This window comes from Caballeronia sp. LP006, assembly GCF_031450995.1.
In the GTDB taxonomy this organism is placed as follows: Bacteria; Pseudomonadota; Gammaproteobacteria; order Burkholderiales; family Burkholderiaceae; genus Caballeronia.
Genome location: NZ_JARTVW010000005.1, coordinates 558,545 through 576,309, shown reverse-complemented (window position 1 = coordinate 576,309; position 17,765 = coordinate 558,545). Strand labels below are relative to the sequence as shown.

Here is a 17,765-nt window from a genome sequence, read left to right as displayed (position 1 = left end):
GCTTCACTTCGCGCGGACGCGGCGCACGTGTTCTTCCAGTTCGGAGAACGACGGGCGCTCGGTCGAGAACAGCACCTTGCGGCCGAACTCCACCGAGATGGCGGGCGCATAGCCGTTCAGACTCGCAAGGATCGTCACCTTGATGCACTGAAACATCTTGGTCTGCTCGGCCACGCGCTGCTCCGCCACGCCCGCGAGCGGGCCGATGAAGCCATACGAAAGCAGAATGCCGAGGAAGGTGCCGACGAGCGCCTGCGCGATCATCTCGCCGAGAATCGCGGGCGGCTGATCGGCGGAAGCCATCGTGTGCACGACGCCCATGACGGCCGCGACGATACCGAACGCGGGCATGGCGTCGCCCACTTTGTGCAGCGCTTGTGCGGGCGCTTCGCCTTCGGCGTGATGCGTCTCGATTTCCTCGTCCATGAGGCTTTCGATCTCGAACGCGTTCATGTTGCCGCCGACCATCAGCCGCAGATAATCCGTCAGGAATTCGACGATGTGCTCATCCGCGAGAATCTTCGGGTACTGACCGAAAATCGGGCTTTTATGGGGATCGTCGATATCGCTTTCGAGGGTGAGCGTGCCTTCCTTGCGCGCCTTGGCGAGCAGGACGTAGAGCAGGCCCATCAGTTCCATGTACACATCCTTGTTGTACTTGGAGCCCTTGAACAGCGTGGGAATGACGCGCAGCGTCGACTTGATCGTCTTGATGCCGTTACCGAGGATGAATGCGCCGACACCCGCGCCCGCGATCATCAAGATTTCGACCGGTTGCACGAGCGCGCCAAGGTGGCCGCCTTCGAGCGCGTAACCGCCGAATACGGACAGCAATGTCACGAGCGTTCCAACGAAAATCAGCACAGTCGAGTCCTCAAGGTAGTTGCGGGATGACCGCCGTTATGTGGGTTTACGGCACGGCAAGGGAAAACTTTGGTGCATGACCGGGAGGTGAGGCAAACGCTAAAACCCGCGTGGGATGGGGCTCTGACGACATGCGGCGCAATGGCGCATGGCGCGCGGGGACGCTACGGTGCGAGTGCCTTTTCGTGCGGGCGATGGCGGCGTATATCTCTTCGCGATAAGCCAGTTGTTCGTGGTTAAAGACGAGTTGACCGCGAGACGTGCGTCGATCTGGCAGCGAGGCGGCTCACTGCATGGGTCGCCTGTCATGGGCCGCAGACGTATGCCGACCAACTTACGAGGTGTTGGCACGGCGGCCGCTCGTCTGATCGGTTCATGCCGGCTGCGCGCCGTTGCGTTCGGTCAGCGCTGTGAACGTGGAACGCAAACGCCGCCGTGATCGGCTCGAATCAACGCGCAGATCAGCCGGCCTCTATCGCCAATGCATCCGCGAGGAGGGTCGCGTCCGGCGCTGCGCTTTTGTCCTTTTCGTCGAGGGAAGAAAGGATGGCGTGATCGTCGAAGCGAAAGCGGCACAGCAAATGGCTCGACGACGCCACCCTCACCGCCTGCGCGGGCGAAAGCGAAGCCAGTAACTGCGCCACGTCGTCCGAAAGCGCCAGCCGAGCCATGGCCGAAGCGCGGTCCGCAAGCAATAGCTGCTGCGCCAGAAGCAAGTACGCGAGATTAAGCTCGCGAATCTCCGTGAGCGTGGTGGTTGTGCTGGCCGTCATCTTTTCCCCGAATCGATACCCGGCTCGTCAGGCCGTGCGGGAAACGTTTGCTCGGATCGCTCTGGATTGCGGCGATTCGGCCCCGCTCATGGTGTGGATTCGATTGTCGATGAGGCTTCGAGCGCGCGCCAATCGGATAAATCGACCGATTTACCGACGGAAAAGCCGCGACGTCGTGTAAGAAAAATTCCTACGCGAAATAGTTGAACGGCTGTTTGAGCGAATCGGGAGCACCAAACTCAACTATCGGCTGCTTCTCATCTGACTTGAAATGCCTCGAGCACGAATCGCCCCGTGCCATGCGCAGAACCGGCCCATATGCCTTAGGCCCGATCCGTGCTACTTCAATGCCTCGCGGCAATGCCCTGCGTGCGTCGAATTCGTCTACGTCATTGATATCGATGCACTTTTTGACTTCGTAACAGCCGTTGTTTCGCGCTGTAACAAGGTTAAGCGTTTGAAAAATGAAGTGTAATGCCGCGCTCGATCCCGATAATGAGCAGTAAGGGATAACCCGGTTGAACAGTTTCTTGTCCGGGCCAGTCTCGGGCGGCGTCTTCTACACGAACGCGGCCCGCCCGAACGGCATGCGTCGAGCGCTCGACCGGAGCGTGACTGCAATGCCTTAAATAACAGGAGAGTCACGTTATGCGAATCGCACAAATTGCACCGTTGCACGAAGCAGTTCCCCCGAAGTTTTACGGCGGCACCGAGCGCGTCGTGTCGTATCTGACCGACGCACTCGTCGACCTCGGCCACGATGTAACTCTGTTCGCCAGTGGCGATTCGCAAACCAAGGCGACTCTCGATGCGGCCTGGCCGCGCGCGCTGCGCCTCGACCCGACCGTGCGCGACGCGCTCGCGCCGCACATGCTCCTGCTCGAAACCGTCCGCCGCCGCGCGCATGAATTCGACGTGCTGCACTTCCACCTCGATTACATGCCGTTTCCGCTGTTCACGCAGATGGACACGCCTTTCGTGACGACGCTGCACGGCCGTCTCGACCTGCCTGAACTCCAGCCGATCTTCAACACGTTCACGAAGGCGAACGTGATCTCGATCTCGGACAATCAGCGCACGCCGCTGCCGCAAGCGAACTGGCTGAACACGGTCTATCACGGTCTACCTGAAGATTTGCTCACGCCGCAGCCGCACAAGAAGCCGGAATACCTGGCGTTCCTCGGTCGTATCTGCCCGGAAAAGCGCGCCGATCTGGCCATCAAGATCGCGGCGCAAAGCGGTCTGCCACTGAAGATCGCCGCGAAAGTGGACAAGGTCGACCAGGAATATTTCAAGTCGACCATCGAGCCGCTCTTGTCGCAGGCGCATGTCGAGTTCATCGGCGAGATCAATGAAGCGCAGAAGCCGGAATTCTTGTCGGGCGCAAAGGCGCTGCTATTCCCGATCGACTGGAACGAGCCGTTTGGCCTCGTGATGATCGAAGCGATGGCATGCGGCACGCCGGTGATCGCGTTCAATCGCGGCTCGGTGCCGGAAGTGATCGATCATGGCGTGACCGGCTTTATCTGCGAAGACGTGCAAGGCGCAGTGGGCGCACTGCATCGGATAGATGAGCTATCGCGCACGGAAATCCGCGCGCAGTTCGAGCGTCGTTTCAGCGCGAAGACCATGGCGCAAAATTACGTCGATAGCTATACGGCCATGCTTCAGGCGGCGAAGCGTCCGGTGCTTCGTCAGGTCGCAGTGGGCTGATATGCAACGCGCTAGACCTTAGGTATCGTTTAAAAAAACCGCCCGACAACGGGCGGTTTTTCATTGTGTGAGCCCAATTCAACCCGCTAAGGATATTCCGAAGATTCTGCCGTTATCGCGTGAATTGACTGCAAATCAACCATTTTTGACAGTTTTGCCAAAGAGTCGCGCTTAAACTCCGCTGCGCAAGAGGAGTTGAGCTTTCTTGCATTTTGTCAACGGTTGTTCATATTTTTCACGAAGGCAGGATCATGCAATTGTCGAAGCGTCTCGGCGCTGAAATTTTCGGTACTTTCTGGCTTGTGCTGGGCGGTTGCGGAAGCGCCGTGCTTGCCGCGGCCTTTCGTCATGTCGGCATTGGCCTGGCTGGCGTTTCGCTGGCGTTCGGTCTCACCGTGCTCACCATGGCTTATGCCATCGGCCATGTGTCGGGTTGCCATCTGAACCCGGCGGTCAGCATCGGGCTCGCGGTTGCGGGCCGCTTTCCGGTACGCGATCTCGGTCCGTACATCATCGCTCAGGTGATCGGCGCGACGCTCGGCGCATGGGTTTTGTCGCTGATCGCCACGGGCAATCCCGACTTCAATCTGGTTGCCAGCGGCTTCGCGGCGAACGGTTTCGGCGAGCACTCGCCGGGCAACTATTCGATGCTCGCGGCACTGGTTTGCGAAGGCGTAATGACTTTCTTCTTCCTGTTCGTCATTCTCGGCGCCACCGACGACCGCGCACCGAAGGGCTTCGCGCCGATCGCCATCGGCCTGTGCCTCACGCTCATCCATTTGATCTCGATTCCCGTCACCAATACGTCGGTGAATCCGGCGCGTTCGACTGGCCCGGCATTGTTCGTCGGTGGCTGGGCACTCGACCAATTGTGGCTGTTCTGGATCGCTCCGTTGGCCGGTGCAATCGTCGCGGGCGTGGTGTACCCGATCCTGACGAGCGAACGCAGAAAGGCACTGATCACTGCCTAAGTACGTTTGATCATGCTTCGAAAACGGGCGCCTCGTGCGCCCGTTTTGCTTTTCCAGCGCGAATTCTGTGCTATTAGATTAAAGCGGCGAGACAAATGTAATGGGCAATTACGAAGCATGCTTACTATGTTCGTTTTGCGCGCCGTTCCCTCGCTCGAAAGCCTTGCTGGACAAGGCTCCGACTCGCTTCACGTCTTTACGACGCGCTTTCATACCGTAACAACTCGTCGAGGCTTGTAAGACGCGCGGCGCTTACATTGGACTCATGCGACACGCGTCGCTCTAAAGGAGAACACCATGAAGCGCATCGTTACCCACATGCTCGTAGCTGCCGGCCTCGCGATCGGTGCGGTTGGAGCGGCTCAGGCCCACAGTGATCTTCACATCGGCGTTTCGCTCGGCGCACCCGCGTATGTGGCGCCGGCTCCGGTTTATGTGCGCCCGGCGCCGGTGTATGGCGGACCTTATTATCGTCATGAGGAACCGCGCTGGCATGGCAACTACGGCCACGACAATGGCCGATGGAATCGCGCCGGCTGGCATGACAACGGCAATCACAATGGCTGGGGACGTCGCGGATAAGAGTGGCGCAGTCGGTTGCGGCTGCGGCTGCCGGAGCTGCGGTGGCCGGAGCTGCGGTGGCAGTCGCGGTGGTATTACGGTGGCAGTCGCAGTTGCACTTACGGTCGCGTTCGCCTTCGCAGTTGCGATGGCACTCGCGGTCGCCGTTGCCGTCGCAGTTGCGTTGGCAGTTGGAGTCGCAGTCGCAGCGCAGTCGCAGTCGCACTTACGGTGGCAGTCGCCTTCGCAGTTGCGATGGCACTCGCGGTCGCCGTTGCCCGTCACAGTTGCGTTGGCAGTTGGAGTCGCAGTCGCAGTCGCACTTACGGTGGCAGTCGCCTTCGCAGTTGCGATGGCACTCGCGGTCGCCATTGCCGTCACAGTTGCGTTGGCAGTTGGAGTCGCAGTCGCAGTCGCACTTACGGTGGCGTTCGCCTTCGCAGTTGCGATGGCACTAGCGGTCGCAGTTGCGTTGGCAGTTGAAGTCGCAGCACGAGCCACCGACGCCCCGCACGCTCCATCAACAGGTCAGGCACCCGCAATGTCGTCGCGAATCCCGAAAAGCTTACGCAACTGATGCGCGACACCCGCCTCGAAGTTGTTGCCAATACGCGGTACGTCCGGCAGCCGCTTGATGAGATCGGGATTCGCGTTGTTCATCATGAACGGATGCCCCGCCGTTTCGAGCAGATCGATGTCGTTCATGTTGTCGCCAAACGCGACGCATTGCGCGGGATCGATATCCAGTCGCTGTAAAACGTAGCGCAGCGCGCGTCCCTTCGATACATCCGAAGTCATCACCTCGAGACAGTCGGGCAGCGAATAGGTGACGTACAGCGAGTCGCCGAATTCGCGCTCCAAATTAGCCGCTGTCTCTTTCAGATCGGCCGGCTCGCCGATATAAAGCACCTTCGCGATGTTCTCGCCGTCGTGCTCGCGCAGATCCATCACCTCGTACTTGAAGCCCGAATCCTGATGGAAAACGAGCAATTGCGGCGCGTGGCGGTCGATCAGCCACGCGTCGTCGGCGAAGAGGTTGACGATCACGCGCCCATTGCCGCCCGCGAGATCCGGTTGCACCAGACGGCGAACGGCGGCGGGATCGAGATCGCGCGAGTAGATGCGTTCGTCGCCGGGCGCGTGCACGCGTGCGCCGTTCGACGTGATCAGATAGGCGTCGACGCCGAGCACATCGCGAATACCCGCGACGTCGCGATAATGCCGCCCCGTCGCGATCACGATAGGCACGCCGCCCGACGCGAGCGTGCGAACGGTGGTCGCGGTGAAGGGGTCGAGCTGGTGGTCGCTGTTGAGAAGCGTGCCGTCGAGATCGGTTGCAATGGCCGAGTACATGAACTGCCCTGTGTGAGCGGATCGAAGCTGCCGCGAAGCAGGCTATTTTATCGCGCCCGACGATGCGCACGTCTCGCCAGTTCCAACGCGCCAGCGGCCGAATCGGCGCGCGGGGATCGCACGCGTTCGCGCAAGGCGGCAGGCACGAACGGCTCGTAAAGCGCGGCTAGTCCGCCGCACAACGCAACAGGCAGCTTGCCCGCGGGATCGAGCGCGCCGACGAGCGTCTCGATCTCCCGTGCGGCCTGCGCGAGCAAACGCGCCGCCGCCGGATGATCGCGGAACTCGAAGACGAGCGGCGCGAGCGTGGCGTACACCGTCTGATTGGCGGCGCAGAGCCACACGACAAGGCTGTCGCGATCGCTTGCGCCGGTGCGTTCGAGCAGTGCGCGCGACCAGCCGTCGGCATCCGCGCGACCGTCGAGAACGCGCTGAAGATGCACGACCGCACGCAGGCCGAGCCACGCGCCGCTGGCTTCGTCGCCGCTCGGAAAGCCATAACCGCCGGCGATTCGGCATACACCGGCTTCATCGAGCGATGCCGCGATGCTGCCCGTACCGAGCGCGACGATCACGCCCGCGTCGCCTCCGTGCGCGCCCAGAACCGTGGTGTAGGCGTCGCTCTCGACGCTCAACGCGCGCACGCGTGGCGCGTGAGCAAGAAAGCCCGCGAGCCAGTCCGCGTTATTGACGCCAGCCAGACCGCAGCCGAGCGAGCACGCGTTCCAGTCGAACGGCAGACCGGCGCTTTCGAAGGCGCGCCGGCAGGCATCGCCGATAGCCTGCCACGCGCGCTCCACGCCGAGCGCGAGCGCCGAGGGACCGCCGCTCGCGCGCGCTAGTTCGGCGCCGCCAGCATCGGCAAGAATCACGCGCGTGCCGCTGCCGCCGCCGTCGATGCCCAGCAGAAAGCCGTCAGAAGAAATAAGAGTCGAGGTAGTCATGGCCGCAAGCTTACCGGTGCTGGCGGCGCGCGCCAATTGGCCGAATGGCCGAGGTGGCGGAAAGCGGCCCTTCGGCTATCCTGACGCGATCCGAAAACCGAGAAACGCAATGGCCGATACCGACGCAACCCGCTGCTCCTGGGCGACCGCCACGACGGACGCAATGGTCCACTATCACGACACCGAATGGGGCGTGCCCTCCCGCGACGATCGTCACCTCTTCGAAATGCTGGTGCTCGAAGGCGCGCAGGCCGGGCTTTCGTGGTCGACCATTCTCAATAAACGGGAGGGCTACCGCGCGCTGTTCGCGGACTTCGATATCGAGAAAGTCGCGCGCTTCACTGCAAAGGACATCGAGCGGATCGTCGGCGACGCGCGCGTGGTGCGTAACCGCATGAAGATCGAATCGGCGGTGCTCAATGCGCGCGCGGTCCAGCAAATTCAGGCGGAGCACGGGTCGTTCGCCAGCTTCGTGTGGTCGTTCGTCGGCGACGCGCCGATCGACACGCCCCGGAGCGCGGACAATCCAACACCAGCATCGACGCCCGAGTCCGACGAACTCAGCCGCGCGCTCAAGAAGTACGGCTGCAAGTTCATCGGCACGACCATTTGCTATGCGTTCATGCAGGCGACCGGCATGGTCAACGACCACGCGGTGACGTGTCAGGCGCGGCAAAAAATCAAGACAAAACGGAAAGCGCCCGCCAAGGCCAAGCAATGAGCCCAGTCCGATATGGAAAATCTTTGCTTTTTGGCAACATGCCTGAGTGCAAAAACTACGTATCAGGGAAGATCCTTATAGCTGACGATTTTTTGCAGTGAAGCAGCGCGAAAACCTTACTGGTTAAGGGTTTCCGATGCTTCTTCCGCACTGCACGAACGTGCGGTTCATGTAAAAATGGCGTCCTCGCGTGCGCCACCGCACCTTTTTACCGAGCCGAACCGTTATAACTGTCGGTAAGCGGATCGTTCAAGGAATCAAGAATCCGACGCGAGCATAAGGACGCTATGAGACCCAGGCGTTCAGGCCGGGAAAACCATCATGCTCGAAGCAGTACCCGGACAGCAGTCGCAACAATGCCGCTGTTCCGGTGCCGCAAGTGCAGGTTGCTCGAACTACTCAACGCTTGGCCGCTGCGCAGGGGCGCAGGGGAGATTGAATATGAAAAGCCTTAACTTCCTGACCCATCAGGACATTTTCAACCGCGCAGTCCAGCATCTTCTCGTGCAAGGACAAGCCGCATTGCTGCCACACGGCGGCGGCGCGTATCGCGGATACTGCGGCGGCTGCCCGATCGGCAGCTTCATTCAGCCGCGCGACTACATCACGGCGATGGAAGGCATTCCCATTCGCTACATCGCGAAGGCGCCCGAAGTGGTGCCGGCGTATATGGATGTAGGCGTCGCGGGTCTCAAGCGTGCGCTCTTGCGCGCGCGTATCAACGTGTTCGATCCCAACACCGTCGAGTTGCTCTCCTGCCTGCAGAACGTGCATGACGTTTTCGGCAAATGGGAATGGCGCGAGCGTCTTGCTTCGATCGCGCGCCAGTTCGGTCTGTCGGCCGAGCTCCTGAAAACGGCTGCATAAGCGCTTCGGGTGTCGAGATGTTGAGCCCAATCACGATGTTGAGTCCGAAGGACATCTACCAACGCGTCAGCCGGCATTTGCTGGATCAAGGCGCGGTATCGGAAGATGACAACGGTTCCTGCCGCCTGCGCAGCGCGAACGGGCGCAAGTGCGCAATCGGTTCGCTGGTGCGCGACGAGCATTACGACCCGGCGCTCGAAGGCGTGGGAATTTCGTACTACCGGCACGCGCACGACGGCAAGCTATTGCGCGCGTTGTATGCGTCGAATGTGAATGCGTACGATCCAAACGTGATCGATCTATTGATGGAACTGGAACAGATTCACGACGACTCGAGCGTCGAGGAATGGCCACATCGGCTCGCGGTACTCGGCAAGCGTCACGCGTTCGTCTAAAGACCGGCGGTAGAAAGCAAAACGGCGGTGCGCCCTTACGGGTCGCACCGCCGTTTGCCTTTGCCGAACCAGATTCGCACCCGGCCCGAGGCGAAGACGCTTAGTGCATCTTCTTCGGCAGCATCTGGCTGCGCAGGCGCTTGCGCAGACGCGAAACGGCTGCTGCCTTCTTGCGCTTGCGCGCGGTGGTCGGCTTTTCGTACGACTGGCGCTCGCGGAGTTCCGCGATCAGGCCATTCTTTTCGATCGTGCGACGGAAACGCCGAATCGCGACATCAAACGGCTCGTTTTCTTTAAGGGTAATGGTGGTCATGTAAATCCTGTTTCGCTAAACGTATTTCTAACTGCACGACGGACAAACCCGCCGCGCGCCGGCACTCCGATCGTCCACCCAACACGGCGGACACGAGCAAAGCGGCCACGGAGGCCGGAAAAGAGAGAGAGTTGAGATTCAGTTGCGCGCTCGCTGGAACGACGTGAACGCGCATTTGGAGCCGTCTGCTGCACATTGAGCATTTTCACGCTCGACGGCAAAGGCAAAAATCGGACACATTTCTCGATTCGGGCGCGATGTTACCAGAACCTCGCGCCCGTGCCAACACCCCGGTTCACTGCAAGCCTTTGATGCAGCGGAATTATTTTTGCCAGGCGCTGGCTTCGTCGAGCGCTTTGACATCTTCCGGCGTGAGTTGCAGGCGCGTGGCTTCCGCAAGGCTTTCCAGTTGCTGCACGGACGTCGCGCTGGCGATAGGCGCGGTCACGCTCGGGCGCGCGATGATCCACGCAAGCGCGACCGTCGCCGGCGCCGTGTCATTGCGTTTGGCGACTTCGACGAGCGCATCGACAATTTTCAAACCGCGGTCGTTCAGATACTTCTCCACACGCGAGCCGCGCGCCTTCTCCTGCGTGTCTTCCTTCGAGCGATACTTACCCGACAGAAAGCCACTTGCCAGACTGAAGTACGTCGCCACGGCGAGGTTGTTGGCATTGACGACCGGTTCGAGATCCGTCTCGTAGGCTTCGCGATCGTAAAGGTTGTATTCCGGCTGAAGGATTTCGTATGCGGGCAGTCCCGACTCCTTCGAGATCTTCAGCGCCTCTTCCACCCGCGCGCCCGAATAGTTCGACGCGCCGATCACGCGCACCTTGCCTGCGGCGATGAGCTTCCGATAAGCGCCGAGCGTTTCTTCGAGCGGCGTGTTTTCGTCGTCGCGATGCGAGTAGTACACGTCGATGTAATCGGTCTTCAGGCGCCGCAGCGAGTCGTCCACCGCCGCCGCGATATTCGCCGCCGAAAGCCCCGAGCGCGTGCTCAGCATGCCGACCTTGGTCGCCAGCACGATCTTGTCGCGCTTGCCGCTTTCCTTGAACCACTTGCCGATGATCGTCTCCGACTCGCCGCCCTGGTGCCCGTCGATCCACGCGGAGTAAACGTCGGCGGTATCGACGAAATTGAGGCCGTGATCAACGAACGCGTCGAGGATGGAGAACGACGTGCGCTCGTCCGCGGTCCAGCCGAACACGTTGCCGCCGAAAGAAAGCGGCGCGACTTTGAGATCCGATTTGCCGATGGTGCGTGTCTGCATGTGTGCTCCGGATGCTTGATGGGTACGGATCGAAAAGGATACGCGGGAACGCGCCCGTGCGCTCGGCGCGCTTTTCGGTGCCTCGCGCAAAAGCGCCGAACTGAGCGGTTTTTCCCCGCCAGTTCCGCCCTTCGGCTCAAGGTGGACGGCTCGATAATCCGTGCAACGCTACCGAAATGCCGAGACCATGAACACCTTCGAAGCACTAGACCAAACGCCCGCACACGTCGCGACGAACGCCGACCAGCAGTTCGAGGCCGATCTCGCCGATGTACTGCAGGCCGCGATCCTGCAGCATCAGACGCTCAACCTGCACGAGGCCGAAAAGCTCTATCTCCTCGTTCTGGACGCGCGGCCGCAACACGCCGACGCCAACTTCAACCTCGGCATGCTGATGGCGCAGCGCGGTCAATACGAGGCAGCCGTGCCGTTCTTCGAAACCGCGATCGGCACGGACCCGACGCAGCATATCTATTGGGCTACGTATATCGACGTGCTGACGCGCAGCGGTCAGGTCGCGGCGGCGAATATCGTGTTCGAAGTCGCGGTCGCGCAAGGCATGAGCGGGCCGGCAATCGAGAAACTGGCCGCCGAACTGCGCGATGCGACAAAGTCGCGCGAAGGCATCACGGCGCCAAACGGCCGCACGACGCCGACGCCGCAGGAAGTACAGCAGTTGCATGCGCACTTCAATGGCGGGCGACTCGAAGAAGCCGTGGCGCTCGCGAAGACCCTGACGCAGCGCTTCCCCACTTTTCTGCTGGGATGGGAAGTCATGGGCGTGGCCCAGGTTCGCCTGATGGACCTGCAGTCGGCCATTCCCTCGCTGCGCCGCTATCTAGAATTGAAGCCGGATGGAATCGACGTTCGTCGAATCCTGGCCGACTCCCTGCGCCTTTTCGACAAGTTCTTCGAAGCGGAAGCCGAATGCCGGCGCATGATCGAGCAGGACCCGAACTATCCGGAAGCGCACCGCATTCTCGGCGTGACGCTGCGCTCGCTGATGCGCCTCGACGACGCGCAAGCTGCTTGCCGTCGCGCCGTGGAACTCGCGCCGTTGTCGGCGAAAGCGCACGAAACGCTCGGCGTGGTGCTGATGGACCAGACGCGGTTCGACGACGCGGAGAAGCATTCGCGTCGCGCGATCGAACTCGATCCAACTTGCGACAGCGCGCACGAGAACCTGTTGTTCTGCTTGTCGCACAAGGAAGAAATCGACCGGAAGGCGTACTTCGAGCAGCATCTGTACTTCGCCGAGCAATGCGCGAAGCCGCTGCAATCAACGTGGAAGAAGCATCGGAACCAGCCGGACCCGAACCGCTGCATTCGCGTGGGCTTCGTCTCGGGCGACTACAACCAGCATCCGGTGGCTGTCTTCATCGAGCCGGTGTTCCGCTATCTCGTGAACGATCCCAGCGTTAGGGTGCACGCGTACTACAACCGCTCGGTGACCGACGAGGTCACGCGCACGCTGCGCGATATCGTGCCGCGCTGGCACGACGTCTCGGGTTGTAGCGATGCCGCGCTCGCCGACAAGATTCGCGCGGACGGCATCGACGTGCTGATCGATCTTTCGGGGCACACGGCCTATAACCGCCTGCTGACTTTCGCGCGCAAACCCGCGCCGATCCAGGCAACGTGGATGGGCTATCTCGGCACGACCGGCATGACCGCGATGGATTACTACATCGGCGATCGCCACTATGTGCCTGAAGAACAGATCGACGGTCAGTTCGTCGAAAAGCTGGCTTATCTGCCGGCGTATGCGCCTTTCAAGCCCTCGGAACATGCGCCGGCGCTCAACGCGTTGCCCGCGCTCACCAACGGCCACATCACTTTCGGCAGCTTCAACCGCTTCAACAAACTGCGTCCGCGCACCATCGCGCTGTGGTCGGAACTGCTGCGCGCGGTGCCGCATGCGCGCATGTTGATCGCAGGCGTGCCGCGCGACGACAGCCACACGATTCTGATCGATTGGTTCGAGAAGGAAGGAATCGATGTGAGCCGGCTCGAGTTTCGTCAGCGCTCGTCGCTCGTGCGCTATCTCGCGCATCACCTCGACGCCGATATCGCGCTCGACACGTTCCCTTACGCGGGCGGCGTCACCACCATGCAGGCGCTGTGGATGGGCGTGCCCACGCTCACCTTGCCCGGCGAACTGATCGCGAGCCGAGGCAGCACGTCGGTGCTTTCCAACACGGGCCTCGGTGACTTCGTGGCTCGCGACCGCGCGGACTTCGTCGCGAAGGGCATCGAATGGGCGGGCCGGGTCGAAGAACTCGCGCAGATCCGCGCCGGCATGCGCGAGCGCTGCCTGCAGTCGCCGGGGTTCCAGCCCGACACGGTGGCCCGCGCGCTCTCCGCCAGCATGCGCCAGATGTGGCAGCGCTGGTGCGCCGGCAAGGCTGCGGCCACGTTCGACGTCTGAAGCGAATTTTTAACGAAAGAAGTCGCTCCGTCTGCCGTTAAAGCTCTCAGACGGGGCATTCAAAAACCGCGAGCATCGGCAGCAGAGCCCCGCTGGGCAAGCTTTAGCACGGATTTCCAGCTATTTATCAGGCAAATCGAATCGAGCACTAAAGTTTGCCTAGCACGGGCCGAAAACCTAAACAAGCGGCCAAACAAACAAACGACGGACGCTTCCGCCAAACGATGGCGTTATCAACTCAGATAAATGCGCCAGGCCTCATCGGAGAAACAAAATGATCGGTATCAATAGCAACATCAACTCGCTGGTCGCTCAGCAAAACCTGAACGGCACGCAAAGCGCACTGTCGTCGGCAATCACGCGTCTTTCGTCGGGCAAGCGCATCAACAGCGCAGCAGACGACGCAGCTGGCCTCGCAATCGCTTCGCGCATGACCTCGCAGATCAACGGCCTGAACCAAGGCGTTTCGAACGCGAACGACGGCGTGTCGATGGTTCAGACGGCTTCGAGCGGTCTGTCGCAGATCACGGACAACCTTCAGCGTATCCGTCAGTTGGCCGTGCAAGCATCGAGCGGCTCGCTGTCGACGGCTGACAAGACCTCGCTGCAACAAGAAGTGACGCAGCGTATCAGCGAAATCAACCGTATCTCGTCGCAAACCACGTTCAACGGCACGAACCTGCTCGACGGCACCGCCGGCAGCAAGACGTTCCAGGTTGGCGCGAACGTCGGCCAGTCGATCACGATCGACCTCGGCTCGGCAGCAAACGTCTCGGCTCTGTCGCTCGGCGGCAGCAACCCGCAGAAGGGCACGGTCATCGGCACGGTCGACGGTCTGAGCCTGGGCAACACGGGTGCATCCGCAGCTGCCAGCTCGGCAACGATCACGTCGGTCAACGTCATCGCTGACGGCTCCGGCGGCTACACGTTCACCGACCAGGACAACAAGGCGCTCGGCAGCTCGTTCGCCTCGTCGAACGTGTTCACGGGTCTGTCCGCAGGCAGCACGAGCATCAGCCTGAACAGCACCAACGTTCCTTCGGCAACTGCAGCTCAAACGTCCGAAGTCGGCGCGCTGACCGCGAACAACACGCCGCCGCAAGTGTCGCAAATCGACATCAGCAAGGCGAACGGCGCATCGTCCGCAATCGAGGCAGTCGACAACGCACTGGATGCAGTGAACTCGCTGCAAGCTCAGTTGGGCGCCGTGCAGAACCGCTTCAGCTCGGTTGCCGCTACCCAGACCGCGCAGTCGACCAACCTGTCGTCCGCTCAGTCGCAGATCACCGACGCGAACTTCGCGCAGGAAACCGCGAACCTCTCGAAGGCTCAGGTTCTGCAACAAGCTGGTATCTCGGTTCTGGCGCAAGCGAACTCGATGCCCCAGCAGGTTCTGAAGCTCCTCGGCTAAGCATCGCCGACGCAGTAACCGGCGCGTCTCGATCACGGCGCGCCGGCGACGTACCCAGGGAGGCTTGCCTCCCGATTTGCATTTCCGCCAGAGGCGCCTTCATGACGAGTCGCCTGCTGACGGCGCAGTAAAACGCATCTTCAACCGCTCACGGCAAGAAGCCAGAAACGGAGCCATACATGTCCACGGTAGCAACCACTTCGGCATCCACGGTCGATCCGACCAGCGCCGTCCAGCAGGCCGCGCAGTCGATCATCAGTGGCTCGACCAACTCCACGATGGATGTGAACTCGCTCGTCACCGCCATCGTCAACGCGAAGGTCGCCGGACAGACGGATGCGCTGACAGCCAAGCAAACCAAGGACAACACCCAGCTCACCGCGGTCGGCACGCTCAAGTCCGTGCTGTCGCTTTTGCAAAGCTCGGTGAGTTCGCTCGCGGACGGCACGACGCTCGGCGCCTTCACGGCGACCGGCAGCGGCAAGGGTCTGACCGGCACGGCCAGCACCGGCGCGGTCGCGGGCACTTATTCGGTCGCGGTCAGCAATATCGCCACCTCGCAATCGCTTACCTCCACCGCGTTCACCAGCACCGCGCAACTCGGCACGGGCACGATGAAGCTGTCGGTGGGCGGCAAGGACATGTCGATCAGCATCGACTCTTCGAACAACACGCTCGCGGGCATTGCGTCCGCGATCAACAAGGCAAGCGGTAACCCCGGCATCACGGCGGCGGTCGTCAACGGCACCGATGGCGCGCACCTCGTGCTGCGCTCGGCGTCGACGGGCCAGGCCAACGGCATTACCGTGGCGGTCACGCCGAACATGCAGTCCGACGGCACGACGCCCGACGACAACGGTTTGTCCAAACTCAACGTGGCATCGACGTTGAGCGCCGCCACGACAGACTCGAACGGCAATGCGGTTCCGGCGCAGACGGCCATCAGCTCGTCGAACTGGACGCAGACGACGGCCGGCATGGACGCCAACTTCACCATCGCGGGCACGCCTGCCAGCAGCTCGACCAATGCGGTCACGACGGCGCTGTCCGGCGTGACGCTGAATCTCACGTCGGATGCGGTCGGCACGACGCAGACCTTGACCATCGCGCAGGACACGGCCACGCAGAAGACGGCCATCGATGGCTTCGTCACCGCGTACAACAACTTCATCACGACGGCCGCGTCGCTGACTTCGTTCGACTCGACCCAGGCAGCCGGTTCGCAAGGCGGCGCGCTGCTCGGCGACTCGATGATGAACACCATTCGCAACGCCCTTTCCAGCACGATTGCCAAGGGCGTGGGTTCCGGCACGAGCCAGGTGAACCTTGCATCGATCGGCATTACGCTGCAACCGGACGGCACGCTCAAGACCGACGAAGACGCGTTGACCGCGGCATTGTCGAGCAACTCGGGCGCGGTGGCATCGCTCTTCAATTCGAGCACGGGCGTAGCCGCGCAACTGAACAACAGCCTGACCGGATTTCTCGCGACAGGCGGTATTGTCGATACGCGCACGACCGCGCTCACCGCCGATCTTTCGAGCATCACGGACCAGCAAACCGCGCTCGCTTCCTACACGGCGCAACTGACCACGACCTACAACGATCAGTTCACCGCGCTCAACACGCTGATGTCGCAGATGGCGACGCAGGGCAGCTACCTGACCGCGCTCTTCGGCGGCACCAACAGCGCGGGCGCGCTGGCAAGCAACAAGTCGTAAGGAACGAACATGAACCAGCAAGAAATGATTCAACACGCCTGGGCACTGACCGAGGCGATCGAAGCAGCGGTCAACGAAGAAAACTGGGCGCGCGCGGCCGAACTCACAGAGGCGCGCACGCCGCTCCTGATGGCCGTGGAAGCGAATCAGCCGGCTGAATCGCTCGCGACCATTCGCCGGATTCAGGCGAGCATCGAAGCGACGATGGGCCGTGCAAACGCCGCGCAAGCCATGTTGTCGACGGCGTACCGCAAGTCGATGGATCAGGCGAAAGCCGCCGGACGATATCAACAAGCCGCGCGCTTCTAAAGTTTTTCCGGCACGCGCCGATAACCTTAATAAGAACAACGAGAAGAACGCGTCAGACATGACGCGGCGCTTCGCTCTTGATGCCCGCCTCGCGCGGGCATTTTTTATTTGAGTCGCTCGAAGGCTTCAGCGGCCGAGGGTTAAGGTCAGATAAGCCGCGTACAAGATGCCATTGCCAAGCAATGCCCATAACACCACGCCATTGCCGCGCGCGTTGAAGCGCAGCCATGCCGCCGCCGCGAGCGTGATCAGCACGCCGGTCAGCACTTCCACGCGCGGCTCCCACGGCGTCAGCATGATGCCGATGCCCGGCAGCAAGGTGCCCTGAAATACCATCGCGCCTGTGATGTTGCCGAACGCGAGCGTATCTTTTCCGCGTCGCGCCCAAAGAATGCTGTTCACCTTTTCCGGCAGTTCGGTCGCAATCGGAATGATGATGAGCGAGAGCAAGAGCGGCGATATGCCAAGCGCCGCCGACACGCCTTCCACACCGTGGATGAAGCCCTTCGCCCCGCCGACGAGCAGCACGATGCCGATCAGGAACTGCAGCATGATCGACCCGATACCGTTCGGCAAACCCACGCGCGTGATGAAGAGACGCTCGGGCGCTTCCGTGCCGTGTCCGCTTTCGACAAGACTCGCCGATGCCTTGAACGTGGTGATCACGTAAATCACGTATAAGCCGACGAGGCCGACCGCGAACATCGCCCGCACCTGCCACGCATGATGCGGCACGAACATGGCGCCGGCCGCAATCAGGAACGCGACGAGAAAGAAGTTCAGGTCGCGCGTGAAGCCGCTGCGCTCGGGCACGATCCGGCCGCGCAAGCCACGCGATTTGATGACCGCGAGCGTCATCAGGAAAGTGGAAAGCGTCGCGAGCATGAGTGGCGCGCCGAGAATGGCGCCGACACCGATCTCTTCGTTAACCGAACGGCTCGCCGTGCCGCCCAGCAGCGCGATGATCGGCACGGTCGTTTCCGGCAGCGCCGTGCCGACCGCCGCGAACAGCGATCCAGTCACGCCCTCCGATATGCCGAGCCGTTCGCCGAGATGTTCGAGCGCATTGGTGAAGAGTTCCGATGCGATAAGAATGACCGCGAGCATCAACGCGAGTTCGACGAAAAGCATCGTCATGCGGCACCTCG

The 17,765-nt window shown here is 61.5% G+C and carries 17 protein-coding genes; 10 read left to right on the top strand and 7 right to left on the bottom strand.

Annotated elements, in window-relative coordinates:
- Positions 1-3 precede the first annotated feature (3 nt).
- Positions 4-864, bottom strand: coding sequence for a flagellar motor stator protein MotA (motA, locus tag P9250_RS19385; RefSeq protein WP_244826812.1), 861 nt, complete (start codon positions 862-864; stop codon positions 4-6).
- Between the two features lie 461 nt (positions 865-1,325).
- On the bottom strand, positions 1,326-1,637 hold the full coding sequence (flhD, locus tag P9250_RS19380; protein ID WP_310394651.1) for a flagellar transcriptional regulator FlhD: 312 nt from the start codon (positions 1,635-1,637) through the stop codon (positions 1,326-1,328).
- A gap of 648 nt (positions 1,638-2,285) precedes the next feature.
- Here flhD and P9250_RS19375 point away from each other — a divergent pair.
- The 3 genes from P9250_RS19375 (at position 2,286) to P9250_RS19365 (ending at position 4,903) form a co-directional block, all read left to right on the top strand.
- On the top strand, positions 2,286-3,350 hold the full coding sequence (locus tag P9250_RS19375; RefSeq protein ID WP_244826810.1) for a glycosyltransferase family 4 protein: 1,065 nt from the start codon (positions 2,286-2,288) through the stop codon (positions 3,348-3,350).
- Between the two features lie 251 nt (positions 3,351-3,601).
- The gene (gene aqpZ / locus P9250_RS19370; protein ID WP_310394648.1) at positions 3,602-4,321 is read left to right on the top strand and encodes an aquaporin Z; all 720 of its coding nucleotides are present in this window, start codon (positions 3,602-3,604) and stop codon (positions 4,319-4,321) included.
- Between the two features lie 297 nt (positions 4,322-4,618).
- The gene (locus P9250_RS19365; RefSeq protein ID WP_244826808.1) at positions 4,619-4,903 is read left to right on the top strand and encodes a PXPV repeat protein; all 285 of its coding nucleotides are present in this window, start codon (positions 4,619-4,621) and stop codon (positions 4,901-4,903) included.
- A 507-nt stretch (positions 4,904-5,410) separates the two neighbouring features.
- Here the strand turns inward: P9250_RS19365 and P9250_RS19360 are convergent.
- Both P9250_RS19360 and P9250_RS19355 read right to left on the bottom strand, forming a co-directional pair.
- Positions 5,411-6,235: a Cof-type HAD-IIB family hydrolase gene (locus tag P9250_RS19360; RefSeq protein WP_310394646.1), complete on the bottom strand. Its 825-nt coding sequence runs from the start codon at positions 6,233-6,235 to the stop codon at positions 5,411-5,413.
- A gap of 47 nt (positions 6,236-6,282) precedes the next feature.
- Entirely contained in the window at positions 6,283-7,179 is an 897-nt protein-coding gene (locus P9250_RS19355; RefSeq protein WP_250491685.1) for a BadF/BadG/BcrA/BcrD ATPase family protein, read from the bottom strand.
- A gap of 109 nt (positions 7,180-7,288) precedes the next feature.
- Between P9250_RS19355 and P9250_RS19350 the strand changes: the two genes are divergently transcribed.
- The 3 genes from P9250_RS19350 (at position 7,289) to P9250_RS19340 (ending at position 9,162) form a co-directional block, all read left to right on the top strand.
- Complete coding sequence (locus P9250_RS19350) at positions 7,289-7,900, top strand: DNA-3-methyladenine glycosylase I (RefSeq protein WP_310394643.1); 612 nt, start codon at positions 7,289-7,291, stop codon at positions 7,898-7,900.
- Between the two features lie 441 nt (positions 7,901-8,341).
- Positions 8,342-8,767: a hypothetical protein gene (locus P9250_RS19345; protein ID WP_244826804.1), complete on the top strand. Its 426-nt coding sequence runs from the start codon at positions 8,342-8,344 to the stop codon at positions 8,765-8,767.
- Positions 8,768-8,784: 17 nt separating this feature from the next.
- Positions 8,785-9,162 (top strand): hypothetical protein, encoded by a 378-nt coding sequence (locus P9250_RS19340; RefSeq protein WP_310394641.1) that lies wholly within the window; start codon positions 8,785-8,787, stop codon positions 9,160-9,162.
- 100 nt (positions 9,163-9,262) lie between these two features.
- Here the strand turns inward: P9250_RS19340 and rpsU are convergent, their stop codons facing one another.
- Together rpsU and P9250_RS19330 are read right to left on the bottom strand one after the other, a co-directional pair.
- Positions 9,263-9,475 (bottom strand): 30S ribosomal protein S21, encoded by a 213-nt coding sequence (gene rpsU, locus P9250_RS19335; RefSeq protein WP_244826802.1) that lies wholly within the window; start codon positions 9,473-9,475, stop codon positions 9,263-9,265.
- A gap of 322 nt (positions 9,476-9,797) precedes the next feature.
- Entirely contained in the window at positions 9,798-10,748 is a 951-nt protein-coding gene (locus tag P9250_RS19330; RefSeq protein WP_310394639.1) for an aldo/keto reductase, read from the bottom strand.
- A gap of 187 nt (positions 10,749-10,935) precedes the next feature.
- On the opposite strand from P9250_RS19330, the gene P9250_RS19325 reads away from it, so the two are divergent.
- The 4 genes from P9250_RS19325 (at position 10,936) to P9250_RS19310 (ending at position 16,617) form a co-directional block, all read left to right on the top strand.
- On the top strand, positions 10,936-13,176 hold the full coding sequence (locus P9250_RS19325; protein ID WP_310394637.1) for a tetratricopeptide repeat protein: 2,241 nt from the start codon (positions 10,936-10,938) through the stop codon (positions 13,174-13,176).
- Positions 13,177-13,450: 274 nt separating this feature from the next.
- The gene (locus P9250_RS19320) at positions 13,451-14,587 is read left to right on the top strand and encodes a flagellin (protein WP_250508479.1); all 1,137 of its coding nucleotides are present in this window, start codon (positions 13,451-13,453) and stop codon (positions 14,585-14,587) included.
- Positions 14,588-14,766: 179 nt separating this feature from the next.
- The gene (gene fliD, locus P9250_RS19315) at positions 14,767-16,308 is read left to right on the top strand and encodes a flagellar filament capping protein FliD (RefSeq protein ID WP_244826798.1); all 1,542 of its coding nucleotides are present in this window, start codon (positions 14,767-14,769) and stop codon (positions 16,306-16,308) included.
- Positions 16,309-16,317: 9 nt separating this feature from the next.
- Complete coding sequence (locus P9250_RS19310; RefSeq protein ID WP_244826797.1) at positions 16,318-16,617, top strand: flagellar protein FliT; 300 nt, start codon at positions 16,318-16,320, stop codon at positions 16,615-16,617.
- 126 nt (positions 16,618-16,743) lie between these two features.
- On the opposite strand, the gene P9250_RS19305 is transcribed toward P9250_RS19310, so the two are convergent.
- Positions 16,744-17,754 (bottom strand): sodium:calcium antiporter, encoded by a 1,011-nt coding sequence (locus tag P9250_RS19305; RefSeq protein WP_309961731.1) that lies wholly within the window; start codon positions 17,752-17,754, stop codon positions 16,744-16,746.
- Positions 17,755-17,765: the final 11 nt, after the last annotated feature.